This window comes from Streptomyces sp. NBC_00986, from assembly GCF_045162565.1.
In the GTDB taxonomy this organism is placed as follows: Bacteria; Actinomycetota; Actinomycetes; order Streptomycetales; family Streptomycetaceae; genus Streptomyces.
Genome location: NZ_CP108733.1, coordinates 1,232,962 through 1,257,925, shown reverse-complemented (window position 1 = coordinate 1,257,925; position 24,964 = coordinate 1,232,962). Strand labels below are relative to the sequence as shown.

The 24,964-nt window shown below is 70.9% G+C and carries 22 protein-coding genes; 7 read left to right on the top strand and 15 right to left on the bottom strand.

Translation table 11 applies throughout. The features are described 5' to 3' along the window. Positions 1-25: 25 nt before the first annotated feature. The gene (locus tag OG504_RS05595) at positions 26-535 is read left to right on the top strand and encodes a hypothetical protein (RefSeq protein ID WP_405988690.1); all 510 of its coding nucleotides are present in this window, start codon (positions 26-28) and stop codon (positions 533-535) included. Here the strand turns inward: OG504_RS05595 and OG504_RS05590 are convergent. Beyond that, positions 489-1,382 carry an alpha/beta fold hydrolase gene (locus OG504_RS05590; RefSeq protein WP_405988689.1) on the bottom strand — a complete coding sequence of 298 codons (894 nt, stop codon included), beginning with the start codon at positions 1,380-1,382 and terminating at the stop codon, positions 489-491. The two genes, OG504_RS05595 and OG504_RS05590, sit on opposite strands and share 47 nt — an antisense overlap. Positions 1,383-1,478: 96 nt before the next feature. Between OG504_RS05590 and OG504_RS05585 the strand changes: the two genes are divergently transcribed. Together OG504_RS05585 and OG504_RS05580 are read left to right on the top strand one after the other, a co-directional pair. Further along, positions 1,479-4,079, top strand: a complete 2,601-nt coding sequence (locus OG504_RS05585; protein WP_405988688.1) for an AAA family ATPase — start codon at positions 1,479-1,481, stop codon at positions 4,077-4,079. A 103-nt stretch (positions 4,080-4,182) separates the two neighbouring features. After that, positions 4,183-5,598 (top strand): FAD-binding oxidoreductase, encoded by a 1,416-nt coding sequence (locus OG504_RS05580; RefSeq protein ID WP_405988687.1) that lies wholly within the window; start codon positions 4,183-4,185, stop codon positions 5,596-5,598. 25 nt (positions 5,599-5,623) lie between these two features. Here OG504_RS05580 and OG504_RS05575 read toward each other — a convergent pair whose 3' ends face one another. From OG504_RS05575 to mgrA, 3 genes are all read right to left on the bottom strand, one after another. Then, positions 5,624-6,331, bottom strand: coding sequence for an NPP1 family protein (locus OG504_RS05575; protein WP_318021918.1), 708 nt, complete (start codon positions 6,329-6,331; stop codon positions 5,624-5,626). A gap of 279 nt (positions 6,332-6,610) precedes the next feature. Continuing rightward, positions 6,611-7,609 carry a Dyp-type peroxidase gene (locus OG504_RS05570; RefSeq protein WP_405996260.1) on the bottom strand — a complete coding sequence of 333 codons (999 nt, stop codon included), beginning with the start codon at positions 7,607-7,609 and terminating at the stop codon, positions 6,611-6,613. Positions 7,610-7,670: 61 nt separating this feature from the next. After that, positions 7,671-8,714 carry an L-glyceraldehyde 3-phosphate reductase gene (mgrA, locus tag OG504_RS05565; protein WP_405988686.1) on the bottom strand — a complete coding sequence of 348 codons (1,044 nt, stop codon included), beginning with the start codon at positions 8,712-8,714 and terminating at the stop codon, positions 7,671-7,673. A 268-nt stretch (positions 8,715-8,982) separates the two neighbouring features. On the opposite strand from mgrA, the gene OG504_RS05560 reads away from it, so the two are divergent. Together OG504_RS05560 and OG504_RS05555 are read left to right on the top strand one after the other, a co-directional pair. After that, positions 8,983-10,398, top strand: a complete 1,416-nt coding sequence (locus OG504_RS05560; RefSeq protein ID WP_405988685.1) for a cytochrome P450 — start codon at positions 8,983-8,985, stop codon at positions 10,396-10,398. A gap of 137 nt (positions 10,399-10,535) precedes the next feature. Further along, on the top strand, positions 10,536-11,612 hold the full coding sequence (locus OG504_RS05555) for an LLM class flavin-dependent oxidoreductase (protein ID WP_405988684.1): 1,077 nt from the start codon (positions 10,536-10,538) through the stop codon (positions 11,610-11,612). A gap of 5 nt (positions 11,613-11,617) precedes the next feature. Here OG504_RS05555 and OG504_RS05550 read toward each other — a convergent pair whose 3' ends face one another. Next, positions 11,618-12,898, bottom strand: a complete 1,281-nt coding sequence (locus tag OG504_RS05550; protein WP_405988683.1) for an amidohydrolase family protein — start codon at positions 12,896-12,898, stop codon at positions 11,618-11,620. 83 nt (positions 12,899-12,981) lie between these two features. On the opposite strand from OG504_RS05550, the gene OG504_RS05545 reads away from it, so the two are divergent. After that, on the top strand, positions 12,982-14,157 hold the full coding sequence (locus OG504_RS05545) for an Lrp/AsnC family transcriptional regulator (RefSeq protein ID WP_405988682.1): 1,176 nt from the start codon (positions 12,982-12,984) through the stop codon (positions 14,155-14,157). Between the two features lie 50 nt (positions 14,158-14,207). Next, positions 14,208-14,960, top strand: a complete 753-nt coding sequence (locus tag OG504_RS05540; RefSeq protein WP_405988681.1) for an alpha/beta fold hydrolase — start codon at positions 14,208-14,210, stop codon at positions 14,958-14,960. Here OG504_RS05540 and OG504_RS05535 read toward each other — a convergent pair. The 10 genes from OG504_RS05535 to OG504_RS05490 form a co-directional block, all read right to left on the bottom strand. Then, positions 14,957-15,745 (bottom strand): IclR family transcriptional regulator, encoded by a 789-nt coding sequence (locus tag OG504_RS05535; RefSeq protein ID WP_405988680.1) that lies wholly within the window; start codon positions 15,743-15,745, stop codon positions 14,957-14,959. The genes OG504_RS05540 and OG504_RS05535 overlap by 4 nt on opposite strands. Continuing rightward, positions 15,742-16,536, bottom strand: a complete 795-nt coding sequence (locus OG504_RS05530; RefSeq protein WP_405988679.1) for an alpha/beta fold hydrolase — start codon at positions 16,534-16,536, stop codon at positions 15,742-15,744. The genes OG504_RS05535 and OG504_RS05530 overlap by 4 nt, the downstream gene beginning before the upstream one ends. Next, positions 16,533-17,561: an ABC transporter ATP-binding protein gene (locus OG504_RS05525; RefSeq protein WP_405988678.1), complete on the bottom strand. Its 1,029-nt coding sequence runs from the start codon at positions 17,559-17,561 to the stop codon at positions 16,533-16,535. Before OG504_RS05525 ends, OG504_RS05530 begins: the two co-directional genes overlap by 4 nt. Beyond that, positions 17,554-18,591: an ABC transporter ATP-binding protein gene (locus OG504_RS05520; RefSeq protein WP_405988677.1), complete on the bottom strand. Its 1,038-nt coding sequence runs from the start codon at positions 18,589-18,591 to the stop codon at positions 17,554-17,556. The genes OG504_RS05525 and OG504_RS05520 overlap by 8 nt, the downstream gene beginning before the upstream one ends. Then, on the bottom strand, positions 18,588-20,168 hold the full coding sequence (locus OG504_RS05515) for an ABC transporter substrate-binding protein (RefSeq protein ID WP_405988676.1): 1,581 nt from the start codon (positions 20,166-20,168) through the stop codon (positions 18,588-18,590). The genes OG504_RS05520 and OG504_RS05515 overlap by 4 nt, the downstream gene beginning before the upstream one ends. 57 nt (positions 20,169-20,225) lie before the next feature. Then, a complete protein-coding gene (locus OG504_RS05510; RefSeq protein ID WP_405988675.1) occupies positions 20,226-21,107 on the bottom strand; it encodes an ABC transporter permease in 882 nt (293 codons plus the stop codon). Then, positions 21,097-22,059, bottom strand: coding sequence for an ABC transporter permease (locus OG504_RS05505; RefSeq protein WP_405988674.1), 963 nt, complete (start codon positions 22,057-22,059; stop codon positions 21,097-21,099). Before OG504_RS05505 ends, OG504_RS05510 begins: the two co-directional genes overlap by 11 nt. Before the next feature lie 13 nt (positions 22,060-22,072). Next, a complete protein-coding gene (locus tag OG504_RS05500; protein WP_405988673.1) occupies positions 22,073-23,407 on the bottom strand; it encodes an amidohydrolase family protein in 1,335 nt (444 codons plus the stop codon). Between the two features lie 157 nt (positions 23,408-23,564). Beyond that, positions 23,565-23,885 (bottom strand): ferredoxin, encoded by a 321-nt coding sequence (gene fdxA, locus OG504_RS05495; RefSeq protein WP_398843253.1) that lies wholly within the window; start codon positions 23,883-23,885, stop codon positions 23,565-23,567. Position 23,886: 1 nt separating this feature from the next. Beyond that, on the bottom strand, positions 23,887-24,900 hold the full coding sequence (locus OG504_RS05490) for an NAD(P)/FAD-dependent oxidoreductase (protein ID WP_405988672.1): 1,014 nt from the start codon (positions 24,898-24,900) through the stop codon (positions 23,887-23,889). Positions 24,901-24,964: the final 64 nt, after the last annotated feature.

The window sequence follows — 24,964 nt, the reverse complement described above, 5'->3', positions numbered from 1 at the left end:
GTCGGGGCGGCGTGTCGGAGGAACCATGAGCACAGCGGGGACCGCAGAGGTCGCAGTCCGGCACATACTCAGTGACAAGGTCACGGGCGGACTCCTCACACCGAAGACACGCACGATCACCTGGACCTCCGCGCACTACACGGTCAAGCGGCCTCCGTCGGGCAAGCACACGGTGGAGCTGACCTGCACCGAGTGCTCGGCGTCCCTGCTGGCCGAGGTCCGCGACCAGGCCACCACCCGCACGCTCGCGGCCGTCATGCGTGTCATCGGGATCGTGTGCGCGGTCGTGTTCTTCGCCGCCCTCGCCTACGCGATCCACGAGGGCGGCAAGACCCTCCCCGAGGGTCAGTCGCTCCCCGTCCTCTTCCCGATCAGCGTCGTCGCCGTCGTCGTCACCTTCGTCGCCGGGCCCACGTTCTACCTGCACGGCCGCAACTTCAACGGCGTCAGCATGCTCGACGCCCCCAAGCCGCGCCGCGGGCACCAGATCAGGCCCGTGCGGGCGGCGCGGTCGCGCGTACGAACTCGCCGATGAGCCGGGCGAGTTCGGCGGGCCGGTCCAGTGGGAGCAGCGTGTAACCCTCGGCCACCTCCACCAGCCGTCCCCGCGGCAGGAGTTCGGCCAGCCGCCGCCCGTGCTCGGGCGGCATCACCCGGTCCTGACTCGCCCACACCACCAGTGCGGGACGGTCGAACTCCCGCAGCCGCAGGGCGGTTTGCTCCAGCAGACGGCGCCCGTTCGCCGCCGCCGCGCGCAGTACCCGTACGGCATCACGGCGGATCTCCGGCTGCCGCCGCACCGGCTCCGTCCACCGCGCGGTGACCGCGTCCCCGCGCTTCGTCAGCCACCCGAACGCGAACGGCAGACGGCGCAGCGCGCGCACCCGCATCTGTCGCATGAACTGCCCGAACAGCCACGGCGAAAGACGCCCCGCGAGTACGAGGGTCCGACCCGTCAGACCCGGCGGGAAGTTGTCGAACGCCTCGCAGGAGACGAGCACCACCCTCCCCACGCGCGCGGTCCCCTCCGCCATCAGCAACTGCACCAGCGCGCCGCCCGTGTCGTTCCCGACGAGCGTGACGTCCCGCAGCTCCAGCCGGTCGAGGAGCTCGGCGACGAGCCGGGCCACCCCGGGCAACGACAGATCGGCGTCCGTGCGCATCGGGTGGCGGTGCGCGCCGAGGGGGAGAGTCGGGGCCACGCACCGGTGAGCGGGGGTCAGTTGGGCGATCGGGGCGTCCCACAGCGAGGCGTCCATCAACAGCCCGTGCAGCAGCATCAGGACGGGACCGTCGCCGCCGGTGTCCTCGTACGCGACGGGCCCGGCCGAGAGTTCGATCAGGTGCTCTGTGGTCGTCCCGGCCGGTTCGGTCCTGGTCATGAGCGCCTCCCGTGAGTGTCTGCACTCAAGAGGGCGGGGGAGGGCCGAAGTGTGACACCGGTACCGGAGTTCGCGCGGAGTGGGACAATCGGCGGCGTGGATCGGGGGATCCTGGAGCGTGAGCCCGAACTGGCACGACTGGCATCGGCCGCACGTGAGGCGGCGGACGGGGCCGGCTCTGTGGCGCTCGTCCTCGGCGAGGCGGGCATCGGCAAGTCGAGCCTGGTGAAGGCCATGCCGGACCGGCTGCCGTACGGCACGCGCATCCTCCTGGGCCAGTGCGACGACCTCGTCACCCGCCGCCCCCTGGGCCCGTTCCGCGACCTCGTCGGAAGCGTCGGCACCGAACTCGCCCGGGCCGTCATGGAGGGCGGCGACCGCCACCGCGTCTACGAAGCCCTGCAAGGGGAGCTGGCCGGTGTACCGCATCCGGCGGTGCTCGTCGTGGAGGACGTCCACTGGGCCGACGAGGCATCGCTGGACGCCCTGCGCTTCCTGGTCCGGCGCATGCATCGGCTGCCCGCCGTACTCGTCCTCACCTACCGGGACGACGAGTTGAGCCGCGAGCACCCGCTGCGGCACCTCCTCGGCGAGGTCTCCCGCACGGACCGCGTGCACCGGCTGCCGCTGGCCCGCCTCTCCAAGTCGGCCGTCCGCACGCTCGGTTCGGCCAGCCGGCTCGACCCGGCCGAGGTCTACGAGGTGACCTCGGGCAACCCCTTCTTCGTCACCGAGGTCCTCGCCGCCGGCGGCACCGGGGGAGTGCCCCCGACCGTCGTCGACGCCGTGCTCGCCCGGCTGCGCGGACTCGACGGCCGGACCGTAGACGCGCTGGAGCAGCTGGCCGTCGTGCCCTCCGCGGTCGAACGGTCCCTCGTGGACACGCTGTTGATCGGCGGCGTCGCCGTGCTGGCCGTGGCCGAACAGCGCGGGCTCCTCGCCGTGACCCCCGAACGGGTGGCGTTCCGCCACGAGTTGATCCGCCGCGCCGTCGTCGACTCCCTGCCCGCGGCCCGGCGCATCGACCTCAACCGCGATGTGCTCACCGCCCTCATGCTCCGCCCGGGCTCCGACCCGGCCCGCGTCGTCCACCACGCCGCACAGGTCGGCGACCAGGACGCCATCGCCCGCTACGGCCCCCGCGCGGCCCGCGACGCCACCGAGGCGGGCGCCCACCGCGAGGCCGCCGCCCATCTCCGGCTCGTACTGCGGCAACGGCAGCGCTACACCCCCGCCGAACTCGCCGACCTGCTCGAACGCTACGCGGTGGAGTGCTACACCATCGCCGACTCCGTCGAGGCCGTCGCCGCCCAGCGCGAGGCCGTGGCCCTGCGCCGCTCCCTCGGCGACACGCTCACCCTCGGCGCCGATCTGCGCTGGCTGTCCCGCATCCACTGGTGGGCGGGCCACGCGACGGAAGCCGAGGACGCGGCGAAGGAAGCCATCGCCGTGCTCGAACACGCCGGTGACGACCGGCTGTTGGCCCTCGCGCTCAGCAACACCGCCCAGCTGCGGATGCTGTCCGACCGGTACGCCGAGGCCATCGCACACGGCGAGCGCGCCATCGCCCTGGCCCGCCGCGCGGACGACCCCGCGATCCTCGCCCACGCCCTCAACAACGTGGGCACCGCCCGCTGGCGCAGCGGCGACCCGGACGGGCGACGGCAGGTCGAGGAGAGCCTCGCGGTGGCGCTGGCCGCGGGCGAGGTCGAACACGCCTGCCGGTCCTACGCCAACATCATCTGGTCCCTCCTCGACAACCTCCGCTATGCCGAGGCCGACCGCTATCTGCCCCCGGCGATGGAACTCGCCGACCGCGCCGAGCACTTGGGGTTCCTCAACTACCTCCACGTCGAGCAGGCCATGCGCCGGCTCGCCGCCGGTGACTGGGGCGACGCCGAGCGGCAGGCCGAGTACGGGATGCACGACTTCGTACCGGCCCGCTGTCCCGCGCTGACCGTCCTGGCCCGCGTGCGCATCCGGTGCGGCAGGCCGGGCGCGGACGAACTCCTCACCCAGGCCCGGGAGATCGCCGTACGGACCGGGGAGTTGCAGCGCACGGGCCCGGTGGCGGCGGCACGGGCGGAGGCGGCCTGGCTGCGGGGCGACCACGCGGCGGTGATCGCGGCGGCGGGGCCGGTCCACGAGCAGGCGGGGCGGCTGGACTACGGGCCGTACCGGGCCGAACTCGGCTACTGGCTCAGGAAGGTCGGGCACCCGGTGGCCGTCGACGAGAGCGACCACCCGTACGCGTTGCAGGCGGCCGGGGAGTGGAAGCGGGCGGCAGACCTGTGGCAACAGGCGGGCTGCCCCTACGAACACGCCGCCGCGCTCGCGGAGAGCCCCGCCCCGGCCGACAAGCTCATCGCCCTCGCCGAACTCGACGCGCTCGGCGCCGAACCCCTCGCCCGCCTCGTCCGCACCGAGCTGCGCGAGCTCGGCGTCCGCCGTGTCCCGCGCGGCCCGCACGCGGCGACCCGGGGCAACCCGGGCGGTCTCACCGGGCGCCAACTCCAGGTCGTACGGCTGCTCGTGGACGGCCTGACGAACCCGGAGATCGCCGACCGGCTCGTGGTGTCGGTCCGTACCGTCGACAACCACGTGCGGGCCGTACTGGAGAAGCTGGACGCACCCACGAGGCGGCAGGCCGCGGCCCGGGCCGCGGAACTCGGGCTGGTGCCGGACGGCGAAACGTAGGTACCCGCCGGCGCCGAGCTGGGTGATGCGCACGGATGACCGCACCGTTCCGGGCGGCATAGAACGAGCAGGTCATGCAGAGCACCACGAATCGGGGGACCGCATGTCCAGCACACCCGCACAAGCCGCTCGCCGTGAACTGACCGAGTTCGCCGGTGAGTTGATCGGGCCGGACGACGCCGGCTACCCGGAGGCCCGCGCCGTCTACAACGCGATGATCGACAAACGGCCTGCTCTCATCGCCCGTTGCGCCGACGCGGACGCCGTGGCCAGTGTGATCGGCTTCGCCCGCGCCCACGAACTGCCCCTCGCGGTACGGGGAGGCGGGCATCACGGGGCCGGACTCGGCACCGTCGACGGTGGAGTGGTCGCCGACCTCTCACCGCTGAAGAGCATCCAGGTGGACCCCGAGGCGCGCACGGTACGGGTCGGCGGCGGTTGTGTGTGGGGCGAGGTGGACCGGGCCACCAACGCGCACGGACTCGCCACGCCCAGCGGCATCATCTCCACCACCGGCGTCGGCGGTCTCGCCACCGGCGGCGGGCTCGGACACCTGACCCGTAAGTGCGGGCTGACCATCGACAACCTGCTGGCGGCCGATCTCGTCCTCGCCGACGGGAGTCGGGTGCGGGCGAGCGCCGAGGAGAACACCGACCTGTTCTGGGCGGTCCGGGGCGGTGGCGGCAACTTCGGGGTCGTCACCTCGTTCCTGTTCCGGCTGCACGAGGTGAGCACGGTCGTCGCCGGGCCCACCTTCTGGCCGGTCGAGATCAGCGCCGAAGTCCTCACCGCCTACCGGGACTTCCTGCCGAACGCGCCCCGCGAGCTGAACGCGTTCTTCCTGCACGGCAGCGTCCCGCCCGCCCCGCCGTTCCCCGAGGAGATACAGCTGCGCAAGACGGCCGGCGTCGTGTGGTGCTACACCGGCGGCGACACCGAGGCCGCCGCACGCGCGATGGCACCCCTGCTCGACGCGCTGCCCGCACCCCTCCTGCACGCGGCCGGACCGATGCAACACCCGGACATGCAGGGCATGTTCGACGGGCTCTACCCGCCCGGCGACCAGTGGTACTGGCGGGCCGACTTCGTCAACGACATCCCCGACGAGGCCGTGGAGCTGCATGCCAAGTTCGGCGCGGAGGTCCCGACCCCGCAGTCGACGATGCACCTCTACCCGATCGACGGCGCGGCCCACGACGTCGGCAACGACGAGACCCCGTGGGCGTATCGCGACGCACGCTGGGCGTCCGTGTTCGCCGGCGTCGACCGGGACCCCGCCAACGCCGGACTCGTCAAGACGTGGGCCGTCGACTACCAGGAGGCCCTGCACCCGTACTCGGCGGGCGGCGCCTACGTGAACATGATGATGGACGAGGGACAGGAACGTGTCCGGGCCAGTTACCGGGGCAACTACGACCGGCTGGCCCGCATCAAGGCCGACCGCGACCCGGACAACGTCTTCCGCCTCAATCAGAACATCCACCCGGCCCCGAAACCGCGCTACGAGACCCGCCCGTGACAGTGGTTCCGGGACCGGGCCCGCATCACGCGTTCGGGTCGAACGAGATGCCGGACGGCTCGGCGATGGACAGGGCGTAGTTGAAGTCGCTGTCCCTGATCTTGAGGGTGGCCGAGCCGAAGTCCGCGGCCAGGAGCTTGTCCTTCAGGCCCGCCGGGTAGCCGTTCCAGCCCACCAGACGCGGGTAGAACCAGTTGCCGGTGGCGTTCTCCGCGGGCTCGTCGTTCGTGTTGGCGAAGCGGAAGTCGTGCGAGCCGATGCCGTCCTTGTGGTAGACGATCTTGGGGTGTGTGCCGTCGAAGCGCACCCCCGAGGCCGCCGACACCTGGTACGCGGAGTGCTGCGACACCGACACGTACTGGACCGTGTTGTCCTTGATCCACACCACGACGTGCTCCCAGTCGTGGGTGTGCCCGATGGCCGCCGGACCCAGCGTGACCTGGTCCTTCTCGAAGTAACTGGCGTACATCACCGCACACCAGTCGTTGTTGCACTTCTCACGGGAGTACGTGTTGGAGTTGTTCAGCTGGGCGAGGTCGTGGCAGTGCCCGTTGACGTCACCGCCGAGCTTCAGCCCGGGGTTGATGGTGCCGTCGGTGCCGATGGCGGCCGTGGCGTAGCAGCCGTCGCCGTCGTAGTCGTAGGCCGGGGAGAAGGTCTGCTCCAGGCCGTCCGCGTTCTGCGGGAGCGCCGTCAGCACGGAGGCCTGGGCGGCCGTCGCCTGTCCGACCACGAGGGCCAGCGCACCGAGGACGGTGACGACGGCGGAGCGGCGAAGACGTCGGCTCCGGGGCTTCGCCGCTCTCGCGGAGTTGTCGGTGGGGGGTGTCAGTTCGGGCACGCCGACTCCAGTTCTGAGCTGTGGGGGCGCTACTGGATGCGCCAGGTCCAGACCTTCGCAGTCAGGTGTGTGCACGTCAACACCCTTGCGATGTACGGGTCTTGGCCCACCGCTGAATTTTCCCGCGCCGCGTACAGCGCCCCCACAGGCGGCTCTCAGTCGCGCCCGGCGTCACCCGTCCGAACGGTCGGGAACGTCCGGAAGGTCGTCCAGGAAGTCTGCGGACGGGACATAGAAAAGGCTTCCGGTGACGGCCGTCGAGAAGTCCAGGATGCGGTCGTGGGACGCGGAGTCGGTGCCCAGGAACATGTTGCGCAGCATCTGCTCGGTGACCGAGGGCGTGCGGGCGTACCCGATGAAGTAGGTGCCGAACTCGCCCTGGCCCGCGCTGCCGAACGGCATGTTGTCGCGCAGGATCTTCCGCTCGGTGCCGTCCGGGCCGGTGATGACGTTCAGCGCGATGTGCGAGTCGGCCGGCTTGACGTCGTCGTCCATCTCCATGTTGGTCAACTTGCTGCGCCCGATGGCCCGTTCCTGCTGCTCCACCGGCAGCGCGTTCCAGGCCGCCATGTCGTGGACGTACTTCTGCACGATCACATAGCTGCCGCCCGCGAACTCCGGGTCCTCGCCGCCGATCACCACCGCCTCGCGGGCCGCCCGACCGACCGGGTTCTCGGTGCCGTCGACGAAGCCCAGCAGATCGCGCACGTCGAAGTACTGGAACCCGGACACCTCGTCGGCCACGGCGACCGCGCTACCCAGCCGCCCCATGATCTCGGTCGCCAACTCGAAGCACAGGTCGGCGCGTACGGCCTTGATGTGGAACAGCAGGTCGCCGGGGGTGGAGACGGCGGTGTGCCGTTCGCCGACGAGTTCGCGGAACGGGTGCAGCTCGGCGGGGCGCGGGCCGACGAACAGCCGGTCCCACACCTCCGACCCGATGCCGGTCACACAGCTGAGCCGCCCGTCCGGCGCGCGGAACCCGATGGACCGGATCAACCCGCCGAGGTCTTCGAGGAGTTGGCGTGCCGTCTCCTCGCCGCCCGGCTCCACGGTGACGACGAGGAAGGTCGCGCTCGGGGTCAGTGACTCCAGCACCGCCTGAGTGGTCGGGACGCTCTCGCCGCCGGTGCTGCCGTCCGTGTGCTCGACCGAGCCGTCAACTGTCATGTACGTCATGCCTCCGCGCTGTCCTGGGAAGTGCCGGCCATGACGGCCGGCACTGTGCGACTCAGCCGAGTTTCCCAGTCCGCGCGTCCTGCCACAGGTCGACGCCGCCGTCGACCGCGTACGAGTCGATCTCGCCCAGCTCCTCGGCGCTGAAGTCGAGGTTGTCCAGCGCGGCCACGTTCTGTTCGAGCTGCTCCGTACGGGACGCGCCGATCACGAGCGAGGTGACCCGCTCGTCGCGCAGCGCCCAGGCGAGCGCCATCTGCGCAAGGGTCTGCCCGCGCCGCCCCGCGATGTCGTTCAGCGCGCGCAGCCGGCGCACCATGTCCTCCGTCAGCCAGCCAGCGTCGAACGACGTGCCCTGCGCGGCCCGCGACCCCTCCGGGATCCCGTCCAGGTACCGCCCGGTCAGCAGCCCCTGCGACAGCGCCGTGAAACCGATGACCCCGAAGCCCTCGTCCCGCGCGGCATCCAAGAGCCCGTCGTTCTCTATCCACCGGTTGAGCATGTTGTACGACGGCTGGTGGATGAGGAGCGGTGTGCCCAGCTCGCGGAGGATCGCGGCGGCCTCACGGGAGCGCTCGGCGTCGTAGGACGAGATGCCGACGTAGAGCGCCTTGCCCTGGCGGACGGCGGTGTCCAGCGCGCCCATGGTCTCCTCGAGCGGGGTGCCGGCGTCGAGGCGGTGGGAGTAGAAGATGTCCACGTAGTCGAGGCCCGTGCGCTTCAGCGACTGGTCGAGGGAGGCGAGGACGTACTTGCGGGAGCCGCCGCCCTGGCCGTACGGACCGGGCCACATGTCCCAGCCGGCCTTCGTGGAGACGACCAGCTCGTCCCGGTACGGCGCGAGGTCCTGCTTCAGCAGCCGGCCGAAGTTGGCCTCGGCGGCGCCGTAGGGCGGGCCGTAGTTGTTCGCCAGGTCGTGGTGGGTGATGCCGAGGTCGAAGGCGCGCAGTGCGATATCGCGCTGGGTCTCGAAGGGGCGGTCGTCACCGAAGTTGTGCCAGTAGCCCAGCGACAGCAGGGGCAGGTCGAGCCCCGAGCGGCCGGTGCGGCGGTAGCGCATGGTGCCGTTGTAGCGCTCAGGATCTGCGACGTGGGTCATCGGGGGGTCTCCGCGAGGTGCATGAGGGCGTGGTGTCGCCGGGGTGATCGACACGTCTACTGTGCCCCCGCGCGATTCCCGCGTCCAACCGTTCCTCGCCATGGGATTCAGCGATGCCGTCGTTGAATCCGGAGCACGGGACCAGGAGAGTGCGGCGCGTGTGAGGAACTTCGGAGTGTGACGGAGGGATCACTTCCGGATTGCATTCCGGAAGGTGATCTTGGGCAGTCATGCGGCGTTTGTGGTTGCCTCCCCATGAGGAGATCAGTTGAGCGCCCCGACCACCTCATCCGCCGACGCCCCCACGCCCACCCCCGCCCCGACCGCTCCCGGCGGCCGGCCGCTGATCGGACACGGTCACCGGCTGGCCCGTGACCCGCTGCCGTTCATCACCTCGCTGCGCGAGCACGGCAGCGTCGTCCGCATACGCATCGGCCCCACCCCCGCCTACGTGGTCACCGACCCCGCCCTGACCCGGCGGGTCCTGGTGACCGACGCCGTGGACTTCACCAAGGGCGGGAAGATCATCGACGCGCTGCGGGTCTTCTTCGGGGACGGGCTGGCCACCGTCGCCGACGGGGACACGCATCTGCGCAACCGGCGGCTGATGCAGCCGATGTTCAACAAGGCGCACATCGCCGAACGCGGCGACGCCATGATCGAGCGGGTACGGGCGCTCGTCGCCGCCTGGCCCGCGGGACAGCCCCGCGATGTGTACGCGGACATGAACGCGATCACCCTGGCCGCGTTCCTGGTGGCCCTCTTCGGCACGGATTTGCCGGGGCAACTGGCGGGCGAGTTCACCGCCCTCATGCCGGCCATCATGGAGGGAACGATTCGGCAGACCATCCTCCCGGCCTGGGTGACCCGCCTGCCACTGCCCATGAACCGCGCCCACGCCGAACGGGTCGCCCGGCTGCGCGCGCTGATCGACCAGGCCATCGACCATCACGGCACCGGTGACGCCGAGCCCGCCGGGGCGACCGGCTGTCCGCACGCGGGCGCCGCCCGGGACGAGGAGCGGTCCGGCCTCTTCGCCACCCTGCTGGCGGCGGAGGACTCGCTGGGTCGGCAGCAGCTCCAGGACGAGGCCATCACCCTGCTGACCGGAGCGATCGAGACCACCGGCACCACGCTGGCCTGGACCCTGTACGAGATCACCCGCAACCCCGACGTCGAGCGACGGCTGCGCGAGGAACTGGACTCGGTGTGCGGCGACCGGCCCCTGCGCCACGAGGACCTCGATCAACTCCCGTACTCCCGCCGGGTGTTGCAGGAGGCCATCCGAAAATACGGGCCCGCCTGGATGGTCACCAGAACCGCCGCCCGTGACGTCGACCTGGGCGGCCACCGCATCCCCCGGGGTGCTGACGTGATCTGGAGCCCCTACCTGCACCAGCACGACCCGGACCACTTCCCCGACCCCGACACCTTCGATCCGGACCGCTGGACACCCGAGCGCGCCCCGGCCGCCCGCGGCTCGTTCCTCGCCTTCGGTGACGGCCGCCGCAAGTGCATCGGCGAGAACTTCGCCTGGGCCGAACTCCAGATCATCCTCGCGACCGTCCTGCGGACCTGGCCGCACCTCGAACTCACCTCACGCTCGCCACGCGCCCAGGCCGTCGTCACCGTCAAGCCCGACACGATGACCATGGCGTTCCTGCCGCCGACCGCCCCGGCGTAGTCACGCCCGGGACCGGGGTGCCCGCGGCCTTCCGGGGCACGGGCACCCGCGTCGGCTTCGGGCCGTACGGCGCGGGCGGATCGCTCAGCGGACCGCAGGCGTTTGGCGGCCCCTCACCCGTCCTTAGGGTCGTCGCCATGAGCGTTCAGCGCGACAGCGACACGGACACGGACGAGGGCCCGCTGCGGATCGGCGTGCGCGTCCCGCCCTGTGACCGGGCGGACCGGGTGGCCAGGACCGTACGACGGGCCGAGGAGCTCGGCTTCGACCAAGTGTGGTTCCCCGACTCGCAGTTGCTGTGGCGGGACGTGTTCACCACACTCACCGCGGCCGCCTTCGCCACCGAGCGGATCGGCCTCGGCACCGCCGTCACCAACCTCGCCACCCGCCATCCGTCCGTCGTCGCGTCGGCCGCGCGGAGCGTCGCCGAACTCGCGCCGGGCAGGTTCACCCTCGGCCTCGGCGTGGGCAACAGCTCCGTCGCGCCCGTCGGCCTGCCGCAGACCGGCTCGGCCCAACTGCGCGAAGGGCTCGGCATGTTGAGGGCCCTGCTGGACGGGCGCGAGTGGGACTTCGAGGGCAAGGTCCGCTCCCGGCTGCGCGACCCCCAGCCGACCGTTCCGCTGCATCTGGCGGCGAGCGGACCGCGCAACCTGCGGCTGGCCGGAGAGATCGCCGACGGCGTGATCCTGCTCAGCGGTGTCTCGCCGCGCACCCTGGCCGCCGCCACCGCCCGGGTGCGGGAGGGCGCCGAGGCGGCCGGACGGAACGCCGGGACTCTCCCGGTGACCGTGTCCGCGTTCTGCGCGGTGACCGACGGCATCGAGGCCGAGGCCCGCCTGCTCAAGCCGATCTGCGCCTCGATCGCCCAGAACGGCGGCGCGTCCTTCCTCGCCCTCGCCGGCATCGACGTGGACGTCCCGGCCGCGGTGGAGGGCGTCTACCCGGACCTCGTGCACGCCGAGGACTGGGACGAGGCCGTGCGGATCTGCTCGGCCTGGATCAGCGACGAGGCGGCCGTCCGCTTCGCCGAGGAGTTCTGCCTGATCGGCACGCCCGCACAGATCACCCAACGCCTGCGCACCCTCCGCCAGTCGGGCGTGACCGACGTCTTCCTCCAGCACGTCGGCTCCTACGACCTGCCCACCGACCTGATCGAGACCGTCGGCTCGTCGGTCCTGCCGGCCCTCCGCTCCGGCGGCCTCCCGGGATGAGACCGTCAGCGGGTTCCCGCCGCGGGCAGCAGATCCTTGCGTACGACGCCGTCCTGGACGACACACACGATGTTGCGGGGATCGCCGAGCACGCCGATGTCCGCGAGCGGGTCCCCGTCGCACAGGATCAGGTCGGCGGTCTTGCCCGCGGTCAGGGTGCCCAACCGGTCGGACAGGCCCAGGAGTTCGGCGGAGACGCGGGTGCCGGCGACGATCGCGGCCATCGGGTCCATGCCGAGGTCCACGAGGTAGCGGAGCTCCAGCAGGTTCTGGCCGTGCGGGCAGACCGCCGCGTCGGTGCCGAGCGCGATGCGGGCGCCCTGGTCGATGGCACGGGCGATGTTCTCCTTGGTGATGCCCGACCAGCGGACCTTCTTCTGGTAGTGGTGCTCCGGCATCAGGTCCTTGTCGATGCCCGCGAACACCGTGGACAGCGTCGGCACCACGAACGTGCCCCGCTCGCCCGCCAGGTCCAGCGCCCGCTCGTCCAGGCCGTACCCGTGCTCGATGCTGGTGACACCGCCGCGGATGGCGTTGAGGATGCCCGCGGTGCCCTGTGCGTGGGCGGCGACCGGCCTGCCGCCGTGGCGTCGGCACTCGTCCACCACGGCCCGGATCTCCTCCTCCATCAGCCCCTCGTCCTCGGGCTGGTCGTAGGGGCTGGCCATGCCGCCGGACGCGCAGATCTTGACCACGTCGGCACCCGCGCGGATCACCTTGCGCACGGCGAGCCGGGACTCGTCCACGGTGTCGGCAAGTTCGGCCATCTCGCCGCCGCTGAGGTCGGTGCCGTCCAGGAGGCGGAAGTCGGCGTGCCCGCCGGTGTGGCTGATGATCCGTACGGCGGTGTGCAGACGGGGGCCTACGATCCGTCCGGTCTCCACGGCCGTACGGAACCCGGTGGACAGTCCACCCAGGTCACGGGCGGTGGTGATGCCCGCGTCCAGGGTCTGCCGCAGCCGGGTCGCGGTGTCGTAGGTCACCAGGACCGGATCGAGTTCGCCGCGCCGCCCGGGCGGCGAGCCCTGCGCGTACGCGAGGTGGGTGTGGCAGTCGAAGAACCCGGGGAGCACGGTCCGGCCCCCGGCGTCGATGATCCGGATCGCGCGGCTGTCCTCGGGCGCCGGCGGGACCGTAGCCGCTGGTCCGGCGTAGACGATCGTTCCCTCCGCGTCCGCCACGACGACGGCGTCGGTCACCGGGGCGGCCCCGGTACCGTCGACGAGGCGGGCGTTCTCGACGCGCAACATGGTCCGAAAGGTCTCTTGCGTCATGGCATCCGTCATGGTGGGGCCGAATCACTCCTCGGTATCAGGAACCTCGGTGTCGGGGAACCTCGCTATCAGGAACAGGCGAAAGGGAGTCTGCAATGGACGAGATAACCCCGCGCTACGGTGCAGCTTCCGATCCTGATTTCAGTCGGGCGCGCAGGAATACGCCGTCCCAGGAGGCGCAGGATTTCGCTGCCGCGGATCTCGACGAACTGGACCGCGGAGTCGTCCACGCGCTGCAGATCCACCCCCGGGCCCCCTGGACCCTGATCGGCGACGTCCTCGGCGTGAATCCGGTGACGGCCGCCCGGCGCTGGCAGCGGCTGGAGGAGGCCGGGCTCGCGTGGGTGACCGCCTACCCGAGGCTGTCGGACTCCCGGATCGTCGTGACGGGCATCGTCGAGGTAGACACCGAACCCGGCGTCGCCGAGGACGTGGCCCGCGCGCTGGCCGCCGAGCACGCCGTGGCCAACGTCAAGATCACGGCCGGTGGCCGCGACGTCGTGACCGCCGTACAGACCAGGGACCTCGACGAACTCGCCCACCTCACCACCCGCCTCTTCCAGCAGACACCCGGCGTCCGCGCCACCCGCACCCACGTCTCCACCGGCGTCCCCACCGAGGGCAGCCGCTGGCGCCTGCGCAGCCTCGACGCGGCACAGTGCGCGCGCATCGAGGCGAGCCACGCCTCCGACATCCCGCCCGACCCGGGCACCGGGACCACCACGCCCTGGGACTCCCTGGACGCGCAGATCCTCGAACTCCTCAGCTCCGACGGCCGGATGTCGATCCGTGCGCTGGCGACCGCCACCGGCGTCGGCGTCACCACGGTCCGCCGCAGACTCCAGTCGCTGCTGGCCTCCCGCGTGAGCCTGCGCTGCGACCTCGCCCGGCGGCTGTCCGGCTGGCCGCTGGCGGCGGTGTACTTCGCGTCCGTGCCCGCCCAGCACCTGGAGGAGACCAGCCGCGTCCTGTCGGGCATACGGGAGGTCCGCTCGTGCGCGATCACCGCGGGCCCGCACAACCTCGTCATCGACGTCTGGCTGCGCGCACTGGCCGACGTGCACACCTTCGAGGCGCACCTGTCACGCCGACTGCCACGCCTGGTGATCGACGACCGCTCGGTGGTCCTGCGCACGGTGAAGCACATGGGCCGGATCCTGGACCGCGACGGCCGCTGCGTCGGTGTCGTCCCCCTGCGCGAACCCGAGGGAAGCCACCTCCCCACCGACAGCCTCCTCGCCGTACCGGACGACAAGCGCCTCTGGCGATGACACCGGACACGCCGAACCACCCCTTTCCTGAAGGCAGTTGAGGAGCACCGATGCGGTCCACGTACATCCCCGGCGCCGACGGCCACCTGCGCTGGATCGACATCCCGGGCGACGGCCCCGCCCGGGTGTACCTCCACGGACTGGGCTGCGCGGGCTCGGCCGACTTCACGGGGATCGCAGCTCTCTGCGGCGGACGCGCGATCGTCGTCGACCTCCTCGGCCACGGCTTCAGCGACCGCCCGAAGGACTTCACCGGCACGCTGGAGGCCCACGCCGAGACAGTCGCGGCCGTCCTCGACGACGAGGGGGTCAGGGACGCCGTCCTCGTCGGACATTCGATGGGCGGCGCCATCGCGATCGTCCTCGCCGCGACCCGCCCCGACCTGGCCTCCCGGCTCGTCGTCGCCGAGCCCAACCTGCGCGCGGGCGGCGGACTTTACAGCGCGGCCATCGCAGCCCAGCCCGAGGAGGACTTCGTCGGCCACGGATACCGTACGGTCCTGTCGACACTGGACCCGGACTACGCGGCCCGCGTGCGCACGGCCGACCCCGCGATCCTCCACCGCAGCGCCGTCAGCCTGGTGCGCGGGACGACTCCGGGCACGGCGGACCTCTTCTACGGCCTTCCCCGGCCCCGGGTCATGCTGATCGGCACCCGCAGTCGCCCCTACGCGGACGAGCCCGCCGTACGGCAGGCCGGCATCCCGGTCGTCGAGGTCCCCGACGCGGGCCACCACATGATGCGCGACAACCCCGAGGGGTTCGTGGCGGCCTTGGCCGAGAGCGGTGCGGGCCGTTGCTAGAGGGGAGCGCGGAGGGACTCGTAGCGAGCGAGTCGGGTCGTGATGACGCTCGACGCCTGGGTGAGTGCGTTGAGCAGCCGGGTGATCCTGCTGCCCGCCGTGGGGGCGATGACCGACAGCGCGCCCAGATAGGCGCCGCCCGCGCCGCGCACGGGAACCGCGACGGCGAGGTAGCCGATGCGCCGCTCCTCGACCTCGACTGCGTAGCCCTGCTCCCGAACGCGCTTGAGTTCACCGGGCAGTTGGGCGGGACCGAGCGTGTGCGGGGTGCAGCGGACCATCTGGGGGAGGACGCTCGCGAGCGGGTACTGCTCGGGGAGGAGGGCCAGGGTGAGCTTGCCAGCTGCGGTGCTGTGCAGTTGCAGGCGCCGGCCGTCGGCGGTGGAGCGGGCGTGGTTGCGGTGCGTGCCGAGGTTCTCGACGCACAGCAGCTCGGAGTCGTGCGGGATGGCCAGGATCACGGCGTTGTCCAGGTTCTGCGCGAGGCCCTCGATGACCGGCCTGGCCGCCTCGCGCAGCGTGCGCTGCTGGGGCGAGCGCAGGCCCATGGCGTAAAGCCGTACGCCCAGGCGGTAGTTGCAGCCGTCCCGCTCCAGGAAGTCGGTGGCCACCAGCTCCTGGCACAGCCGGTGCACGGTGGCCTTCGCGATGCCGGTGCGGGACCTCAACTCGGCGAGGCCCAGCGAGAAGTCGTCGTCACCGAAGGCCGACAGGATCAGACTCACCTTGCCCAGAACCGAGTTGGGCCGCTCGCCGGACTCCCGGACCGCGCCGGCGGTGGTCATCCCGCCGCCACCCAGTCGAGGATGTACCGCGAGAACTCCTCGGGGAGTTGCTCCGGCACAGGGACGTGTCCGCCGGGAATGACCCGCGTCTCGCAGCCGATCGCCTCCGCGAACCGCTCCAGACCCGGCATGGAGAAGTGGTCCCCGGACGCGCAGACGGCGAGGGTGCGGGCGGTGACCAGGGGCAGCCGCTGGTCCATCATCGAGCCGCGTACCGCCACATGCCCTTCTTCCACCCGGTCGAGCACGGTCAGCGCGTCGATCATGAACCGGTTGAGGGCGGCCTCCTCGCCGGGCTCGTAGAACTCCCGCCTGCGGTTCCACAGTTCGAGCAGATGCGAGCCGTCGGGCTGGGGGACGACGTGGTCGACGGCCTTGCGGTGATCGGCCGAGCGGCGCTTCTCCTCGTCGATGAAGGGGGTCGCGGAAAGGAACAGACTCGCCACCCGCTTCTGGTGGCGTGCCGCGAGTTCCACCGCGATGACCCCGCCGGTGTGGTGGCCGACGAGATGGAAGCGCTCCAGGCCGAGTTCCTCGATCAACGCGTCGGCCGCGTCGGCCCACCGATCGATCGTGTGCGGCCCCTCGGGCTTCGCGGAGGCGCCGAAGCCCAGGGTGTCCATGGCGATGGCCCGGTGCGTGGCCCCGACGCGGGGGAGCACCTCCAGGAACTCGGTCCAGGAGCGCGGTGTCTGATGGAGCATCAGAACCGGTTCGCCCGTGCCGCATTCGACATAGTGCAGCTGGCCGAACGGGCTGGATACATAGCCGCGGTGCAGTGTGTCCGTCATGAGTGACCCCCTGGTTTGTGGCATGCGGTCAGATGGCCGGGTGTCTGTTCGGTGAGTGCGGGGCGTTCGCTGCGGCAGTGGTCGTCGGCCAGCCAGCAGCGGGAGGAGAAGGGACAGCCGGTCGGGATGTCGGTCGGCGAGGGCAACTCGCCCTTGAGGACGATCTGTTCGCCCGGCCCGGTGCCGTCGCCGGGTTCGAGGACGGACGAGAGCAGGGCCATCGAGTACGGGTGCTGCGGCGCCTCGAACAACTGCTGCGCCGGGGCCATCTCGACGATCGACCCGAGGTACATCACGGCGACCCGCCGGCTGAGGTGGCGGACCACACCGAGGTTGTGCGAGATGAACAAGTAGGCGATGCGGTCCCGCTGTTGGATCTCCTGGAGCAGATTGAGGATCTGCGCCTGGATGGAGACGTCCAGCGCCGACGTCGGCTCGTCGAGGACGATCACAGACGGCTGCGGGGCCAACGCCCGGGCGAGCGCGAGGCGTTGACGCTGACCGCCGGAGAACTCGTGCGGATAGCGGCCGGCCGCCGCCGCGTCGAGGCCGACCTCCTCCAGGACTTCCGCCAACCGGGCGCGCCGCTCGGTGCGCGCCACCCCTCGGGCGCGCAGCGGCTCCTCGATGCTCGCGCCCACCGGCAGGCGGGGGTTCAGCGAGCCGTTGGGATCCTGGAACACCATCTGCACCGCACGCCGGAACGCCTTGAGGTCGGCGCTCTTCGGCTTGTGCGTCATGTCCTTGCCCTCGAAGCGCACGGCGCCTCGCGTCGGACGGTACAACCTGGTGGCGATCCGGCCGAGCGTGCTCTTGCCGCACCCGGACTCGCCGACCAGGCCGACCGTCTCACCGGGGTTCAGGGCCAGCGAGATGTCGTCCACGGCCCGGACACCGGAACGGCCCGGGCGGCGTCCGAACTCGTGCCCTATACCGGCGAGTTCGAGCAGCGGCACCTCGGTGTCCGCCGCGGGTGGCGGAGCCGTCGGCTCGGCCACTGTCAGGTCCAGTCGCGGTTCACTCATCGTTTCCTCCGGCTGGGGTCGGGGCGTCCTCGGTGTCCCGCCAGCAGCGCGACACCCACCCTTCGCCGACGGGCCGCAACGGCTGGGGCTCGGCACAGGCGTCGGCGGCCAGCGGGCAGCGCGGCGCGAAGCGGCACCCGGGCAACCTGCGGGCGTCGTCCGTGAGTTGGCCGCGGATCGCGGTCAGCGGGGTGCCGTCGCCCTCCCGCATCCGGGGCACCGCCGCGAGCAGCGCCCGCGTGTACGGATGCCGGGGCGCGTTCAGCACCTGCTCGACCGTGCCGGACTCCACCGCCTGCCCGGCGTACATCACCTGCACCCGGCTGCACATCGCGGTGATGACCCCGAGGTCGTGCGAGATGAGCAGCATCCCCATGCCGTGCTCCTCCTGGAGCGAGCGCAGCAGCCGGAGGATCTCGGCCTGCACGGTGACGTCGAGGGCGGTCGTCGGTTCGTCGGCCAGCAGCAGGCGCGGGTTGCCCGCCATCGCGATGGCGATGACGACGCGCTGGCGCATGCCGCCGGACAGTTCGTGCGGGAACTGCCTGGCCCGGCGCTCGGGGGAGGGGATCTCCACCAGGCGCAGCAGGTCGACCGCCCGCTCCTGGGCTTCCTTCCGGCCGGCCTTGCCGTGGATCCGCAGTACCTCGGCGACCTGCGCGCCGACCCGCATGCACGGGTTGAGCGAGGTCATCGGCTCCTGGAAGACCATCGCCACCCGGTCGCCGCGCAGGCTCTCCAGTTCGGCGGGGCGGCTGCCCAGCAGATCTGTGCCGCAGGCCTCCAGCCGGTCGGCGCGGACATCGGCGCCGGAGCCCAGCAGCCCCATGGCGGCGAGGGCGACGCTGGACTTGCCGCAACCGCTCTCGCCGATCAGGCCCACCACTTCGCCCTGGTCGACGCGGAGATCCACACCGGAGACGACGTCCGAGCCGCCGAATCCGATGTGCAGCCCCGAGACGTCGAGGACCGGGCCCGTGCCGCCGGACTCGGTGGCGGCACGGGCGGGCGTCAAGGTGTCGGCTTTCACGCGGACAGCCAGGCGTTCTTGAGGTTGAGCCGGGTCGCCGTGGCGTCCGGCTGGTAGCCGTGCAGCTTGTCGCTCCACGCCTCGCCGCGCACCGCCTTGGCGTACGGCACCAGGAGGTAGGCCTCGTCGGCGATGTACTGGGCGAGCTGGTGGTAGAGCGTGACCCGTTTCGCGTTGTCCTGCTCGCTCTTCGCGGCAGCCATCAGGTCCCACAGGTGCTGGTCCTTGACCTTGGTCGCCGGACTGCCCTTGGCGAACCACAGGTCCAGGTACTGGCTGGGGTCGGCGTTGAGCACGCTGGTCATCATCACCATGTCGGTGTACTCGCCGGCCAGCACCTTCGGCACGACACTCGCGAACGGCACGAGCTTGAGGTCGAGCGTGATGCCCACCTTGGACAGCTGCGCCTTCATCAGCTCCATGGCGGAGATGTCGGGGCCGTAGGCCGGGTCGCTGGGGGCGAGCAGTTCGATGGTGACCTTGCTCTTCCCTGCCTCCTTGAGCAGGGCCTTGGCCTTGCTCTGGTTCTGCGTGTACATCGGGTCGGCGGCCGTGGGCGTGATGCCGTACGGGTCCTGCGGCGGGATGACGTATCCGAAGGTGGCGGAGCCGCTGCCCAGCGTCTTGATCAGGGTCTTGCGGTCGATGGCGAGGTTGAACGCCTCCCGGACCCGCTTGTCGGCGAGCGGTCCGCTCAGGGTGTTCATGTTGAGCCAGATGCTGGAGACGATCGGCCCGTTCGCCTCGGTGACACCGCTCGTGGTCTTGACGTCGCTCACCATGCGCAGGTCGCGGAAGGACAGCAACTGCACCGAGTTGGAGCGCAGCGACGCGACGCGCGAGGTCTCGTCGGGGATGAGCCGGTAGATCACCGTGTCGAGATACGGCTTCGGCTTGTCCCAGTAGCCCTTGTGGCCGGAGAGCTCGATGGAGATGCCCTTCGACCACTTCTTCAGGGCGAAGGGTCCGGTGCCGTTCTCCGTCTGCTTGAGCTGGTTCCCGGTGCGGGACGTCGTCCACTTCTTGCTCATGATGGCGCCGCTCCACGGGCGGGCCAGGAAGTTGTACAGCGACGGCTGTGGGGTGCTCAGCTTGATCTCGATCGTGCTCGCGTCCGGCGCGGTCACCGTCTTGATCTTGTACTGCTGGGTGTACGGCGACTTGATCGCCGGATCCATCAGCCGCTCCAGGCTGAAGATGACGTCGTCGGTGGTGAGCTTGGTGCCGTCGTGGAAGGTGACTCCGTCGCGGAGCGTGAACCGGTAGGTGGTGGCGTCCACCTGCTGGTAGCTCTTGGCGAGCCCGGGCTTGATCTGGCCCTTGCTGTCCAGGCTCAGCAGGCCCTCGTAGAACTGCGCGACGATCTGCTGGTCGAAGTAGGCCTGCGCCACCTGCGGGTCGAAGCCGACCGTGGGCTCCCCGTCGAGCCCGATGGTGAGGGTGCCGCCGCTGACCGGTTTCCCGGAGGTCTTGGTGGCCGTGGTGGCCGTACCGCCGCAGGCCGCCAGCATCAGGCCGGCCAGGGTACTGCCGCCGAGGGCCAGCGCGTTTCTGCGGGAGAGGGTGTGGTTCGTCATCAGGACCGCCTGTTTCTCAAGAACGTGAGGGTGAAGTGACGTGGTGCGGGCGCCTGTTTAGGGCGTGCGGCGCTTGCCGCGCGGGTTGAGCTGTTCCTGGAGGCCGTCGGAGATGAGGCCGAAGGCCGCGGTGGCGATGGCCAGGGTGATGCCGGGGACGATCACCAGCAGCGGGTCGTCCTTCATGTAGCGCTGGCCCTCGAAGATCATCCGGCCCCAACTGGGCGTCGGCGGCTGGATACCGAGGCCCAGATAGCTCAGGGACGCCTCCACCAGGACGCAGGTCGCCGCGGTGTTGGCGTACTGGACGAGCGCGGAGGACAGCACGTTCGGCAGCACATGGCGGCCGATGATCACCGGGGTCGGCACGCCCGCGATGCGCGCCGCCGACACGAAGTCCCGCTCGCGCACGGTGAGCGCCGGAGCCCGCACGATCCGCGCGAAGTACGGCACGAAGATCAGGCCCATGCCCCCGATGAGGACCCACATGCCCGGGCTGAAGACCGACACCAGCACAAGTGCCAGCAGCACGGAGGGAATCGACATCGCGGTGTCCATCGCCGCCATCAGCACCGCGTCCAGGCGCCGGGCGTTGTAGCCCGCGACGAGACCGATCGGGATGCCGATCAGCGCGGCGAGCGTGGTCGCCCCGAAGGCCACCATGAGGGACTGGCGGGCCGCCCCGAAGGTCCGGGTGAACAGGTCACGGCCGAGGTTGTCGGTGCCCAGCCAGTGACTCCCGGACGGACTCGTGAGCAGCGAGTCGCTCACGTCCTCCGTCGAGTAGCGGCCGAAGGCGCCGATGAGCAGGGACAATACGACGATCGCGCCGAGGATGCAGACACCCGTGGTCAAGGTCGCGTTCCAGCCGAGGCGCGGCCTCCGTCGTCGGCGCGCCGGGGCCACGGTGACGGCGGGCGCGGTGGATTCAACCGTCACGGCGGGCTCCAGTCGTCCGGATGCGGGGGTCGATGAGGGGGTAGACCAGGTCGGTCACCAGGTTGATCAGCACATAGGAGGCGCCCAGCGCGAGGATCGCGCCCTGGATCACCGTGAAGTCGTGCTGCGTGATGGAGTTGACGATCAGCGAGCCGAGACCGGGGAGGGCGAAGACCTGCTCGACGATGACCGTGCCGCCGACCAGCACCCCGAGCTGGAGACCGCCGGCGGTGACCACCGGCACCAGCGCGTTGCGCAGCGCGTGCCGCAGCATCAGCCGCCGTCGCCCCGCGCCCTTCGCCGCCGCCGTCCGCATGAAGTCCTGGCCCTCGACGTCGAGGACGGCGGCCCGCATGTAGCGGCAGAGCGTCGCGCCGAACGGGATGCCCAGGGCGATCGCCGGGAGCAGTAGCACCTGGAGGTTGAGGAGCGGGTCCTGCGAGAACGGCACGAACGAGAACAGCGGCCAGGCCGGTGCCAGCGTGCTCACCAGGAGGACCATCACCGTGCCGACCACGAACGGCGGGACGGCGAGCCCCATGAACGCCGCGCTGTTGACCAGCCGGTCCTTGGCGCGCCCCTGGTGCATCGCCGACCAGATGCCCGCCGGGATGCCCCACAGGACCGCGATCACCGCCGCGTAGACGGCGAGTTCGAGGCTCACCGGGAGACGGGCGGCGACCTGGGCGCCGACGCTCTGCCCGTCCAGCAGGGACGAGCCGAGATCGCCCCGGACGGCGTGCCCGATCCACGTGAGGTACTGCGACCACACGGGCTGGTCGAGGCCCAGTTGCTGGGTGATCTGGGCGCGCAGCTGGGGCGTCGAGTTCTCGCCCGCGATCAGGGCCGCCGGATCACCGGGGACCAGATGCGCCAGGGCGAACACGATGGCGCTGAGGCAGAGGACTACCGCGAGCGAGCGGACCACACGGATCGACAGATAACGCAGCACTGGATCTCTCCCCTTATATCGCGGCGGCCGGAGCCGAGGCCCGGGGCGTCGTACGGGTCGGTTCGGAGGGACGGAGTCGCGCGGCCAGCGCGCCGGGGACGGCATCGGCCGCGTTCGGGTCGATCGCCCGGCCCTCGCGGAACACCGCGCGCAGCCGCCGCCGGTCGGTGAGCACGCCCAGATCGGCGAGCGGGTCACCGTCCACCAGCAGGAGGTCGGCCCACCTGCCCGGGGCGACCGTCCCTGTCCTGGCTCCGAGACCGAGGGCCTCGGCGGCTGCGGAGGTCGCCGCGACCAGGACCTCCGCCGGCGTCATACCGATCTGCTCGTGCAGCAGCACCAGTTCCCGGGCGTGGTTCCCGAACCGCATCGTGTTGGAGGAGTCGCTGCCCGAGATGATCCGCACCCCGGCCCGATAGGCCCGCCGTACGGACATGAGCCTGCGTTCGCGGAGCAGCTCCGCCTTGTCCAACTGCTCGGTGACCAGGCCGCGTTGGCGCCCGTGCTGCGTCATGAACTCGCTGATCGACAGGGTCGGGCACAGGAACGTGCCCTGTTCCAGCATCAGTTCGACGAGATCCTCGTCGAGGTCGGAGCCGTGCTCCAGGGTGTCCACCCCGGCGACCAGCGCGGCCGTGATCCCGGCCCGGGTGTGCGCGTGGGCCGCGACCCGCAGGTCCAGGGCGTGGGCCTCGTCGACGATCGCGTCGATCTCGGCGTCCGTGTAGTTGCGCCACGAGGTCTTGTCGCCGACGGAGAGTGTGCCGCCGCTCGTGCAGATCTTGATCAGGTCCACGCCCATGCGGGCGTACTCCCGGACCCGCTTGCGGCACTCGTCCGCGCCGTCGGCCGGCGGCCACATGCGCTTCTCGTCCAGGGTCGCCGGGCAGAACATGTCGCCGTGTCCCGCGGTCATGCCCACGAGACCGGAGGCGACGACCCGCGCCCCGTCGAGGACGTGCTCGTCCATCACGTGCTTGACCGCCACCTCGGGCAGCGAACCGGCCGTGTCCCGGACCGTGGTGAAACCGGACCGCAGCGCCTCACGGGCGTTGGCCGCGGCATGCAGGGTCTGCTCCTCGGTCGACGTGAGCATGTTCCACAGCTGCACGTCCTGCGGCCGGTCGCCCGCGTTGGACCGCAGGTGCACATGGCAGTCGACGAGACCGGGCAGCAGGGTCGTGCCCCGCAGGTCGTACACCGTGTCCGAGGGGGTCGTCGCCACGGTGTCCGCGTCTCCCACCTCGGTGATCACGGTGCCGTCGATCACCACGGTCGCGTTCGTCCGTGCGGCACCTCCGGTGCCGTCGATCAACGTCATTCCGGCCAGGACTGTTCGCTCCGTCATAGGACCGTGTTCACTCCTCTCCGTGGGAACTGGTAAGGAGGAGTGTGGGCGGGCGATGGTATGCCCGTGTTGCGGTGCAGCTTTCGCTTGGAATTCCCTCGGGGCGCGCAGGATTGCGCCACCCCTGGAAACGCAGATTTGAGCCACTCGCCGGAGATCACAGCGAACTCACGAACGCCGTGTCGGCGCCCACCGGCCCCACGGCGGTCGCCCCGCCGGGAGTGCCGAGCGGTGCCGTACGGCCGGACAGGGGCTCCTCGAAGAAGCGGCGGTTGTCGGCGCGGAACTCAGGGTCGGCGAGGCGGTCGACGGTGATCGCCTGCTCGGGGCAGGCCGTCTCGCAGGCACCGCAGTCGATGCACTCCACGGGGTTGATGTAGAGCTTGCGCTCGCCCTCGTAGATGCAGTCGACCGGGCACTCCTCCATGCAGGACCGGTCCATGATGTCGACGCAGGCGGATCCGATGACGTAGGCCATGTCAGTTCTCCTTCTCGGTGGAATGGCCGGGGAACAGCGCGGCCTCGGGGTCGATGACGGTGGCCGCGTTGTTCACGGCGGTGGCGGCCTCACCGAAGCCGACGGAGATCAGCCGCACCTTGCCCGGGTAGTCGGTGATGTCCCCGGCGGCGAACACGCGGGGCAGATTGGTCGCCATGCGGGTGTCCACGGCGATCCGCCGCGCCTGGAGTTCGAGCCCCCAGGTCTGGAGCGGTCCGAGATCGGCGATGAAACCGAGCGCGGCGACGACGGTACGGGCGGGCAGCAGCCGGACGGACTTCTCCACCCGGTGCCGGACCGCGACCTTCTCCACGCCCGACTCGCCGTGCAGCGCGCTCACTTCGGAGTCGGTGATGATCTCGATGCCGAGCGCGCGCACCTTCTCCACGCTCGCCGCGTGCGCCCGGAACCGCGCACTGCGATGGACGAGGGTGACGGACCGGGCGATCGGGGCGAGCAGCGCCGCCCAGTCGAAGGCACTGTCCCCGCCGCCGACGACGACCACGTCGTGACCGGCGTGTTCGGCCGGGTCCGGCACGAAGTACACCTGCCCGCGCCCGAGATAGCCCTCGCCCGCCGGCAGCGCCCGGGGCGTGAACGTCCCCACCCCGCCCGTGATGACAACTGCCCCCGCCCGTACGGCGGTTCCCGTGTCGGTGCGGACGACGGGACGGCCGTCGAGGTCGTGCGCCAGGTCGACCGCCCGCTCCCCGAGGAGATACCGGACGCCGTACGGCGCGGCCTGCGCGACAAGGTTGTCGACGAGGTCGCGTCCTCGTACCGACGGGAACCCGGCGATGTCGAAGATGGGCTTCTCCGGGTACATCGCGCTGATCTGGCCGCCGCACTGCGGCAGTACGTCCAGGACGGTGACGCGCAGTCCGCGGAACCCGGCGTAGTAGGCGCCGTAGAGGCCGGACGGGCCGGCGCCGATGATCAGGATGTCGGTCTCGATCACCGGTGACTCGACCGGTTCATCTATAGGAACGCTCATGTTCAGGAGCGTAGGAACGGACCGCTCAGCGCCCAATGGAACCGGTCCGGCTGCCGGGACGGGG

What these genes read in the sequence shown, in the direction of transcription:
- OG504_RS05550 (WP_405988683.1), bottom strand. Translation starts at nt 12,898, where the DNA reads ATGACGGATGCCATGACGCAAGAGACCTTTCGGACCATGTTGCGCGTC.
- OG504_RS05590 (WP_405988689.1), bottom strand. Translation starts at nt 1,382, where the DNA reads ATGACCAGGACCGAACCGGCCGGGACGACCACAGAGCACCTGATCGAA.
- OG504_RS05535 (WP_405988680.1), bottom strand. Translation starts at nt 15,745, where the DNA reads ATGACCACCGCCGGCGCGGTCCGGGAGTCCGGCGAGCGGCCCAACTCG.
- OG504_RS05540 (WP_405988681.1), top strand. Translation starts at nt 14,208, where the DNA reads ATGCGGTCCACGTACATCCCCGGCGCCGACGGCCACCTGCGCTGGATC.
- OG504_RS05595 (WP_405988690.1), top strand. Translation starts at nt 26, where the DNA reads ATGAGCACAGCGGGGACCGCAGAGGTCGCAGTCCGGCACATACTCAGT.
- OG504_RS05525 (WP_405988678.1), bottom strand. Translation starts at nt 17,561, where the DNA reads ATGAGTGAACCGCGACTGGACCTGACAGTGGCCGAGCCGACGGCTCCG.
- OG504_RS05500 (WP_405988673.1), bottom strand. Translation starts at nt 23,407, where the DNA reads ATGACGGAGCGAACAGTCCTGGCCGGAATGACGTTGATCGACGGCACC.
- OG504_RS05545 (WP_405988682.1), top strand. Translation starts at nt 12,982, where the DNA reads ATGGACGAGATAACCCCGCGCTACGGTGCAGCTTCCGATCCTGATTTC.
- OG504_RS05490 (WP_405988672.1), bottom strand. Translation starts at nt 24,900, where the DNA reads ATGAGCGTTCCTATAGATGAACCGGTCGAGTCACCGGTGATCGAGACC.
- mgrA (WP_405988686.1), bottom strand. Translation starts at nt 8,714, where the DNA reads ATGACCCACGTCGCAGATCCTGAGCGCTACAACGGCACCATGCGCTAC.
- OG504_RS05515 (WP_405988676.1), bottom strand. Translation starts at nt 20,168, where the DNA reads ATGACGAACCACACCCTCTCCCGCAGAAACGCGCTGGCCCTCGGCGGC.
- OG504_RS05530 (WP_405988679.1), bottom strand. Translation starts at nt 16,536, where the DNA reads ATGACGGACACACTGCACCGCGGCTATGTATCCAGCCCGTTCGGCCAG.
- OG504_RS05555 (WP_405988684.1), top strand. Translation starts at nt 10,536, where the DNA reads ATGAGCGTTCAGCGCGACAGCGACACGGACACGGACGAGGGCCCGCTG.
- OG504_RS05580 (WP_405988687.1), top strand. Translation starts at nt 4,183, where the DNA reads ATGTCCAGCACACCCGCACAAGCCGCTCGCCGTGAACTGACCGAGTTC.
- OG504_RS05570 (WP_405996260.1), bottom strand. Translation starts at nt 7,609, where the DNA reads ATGACAGTTGACGGCTCGGTCGAGCACACGGACGGCAGCACCGGCGGC.
- fdxA (WP_398843253.1), bottom strand. Translation starts at nt 23,885, where the DNA reads ATGGCCTACGTCATCGGATCCGCCTGCGTCGACATCATGGACCGGTCC.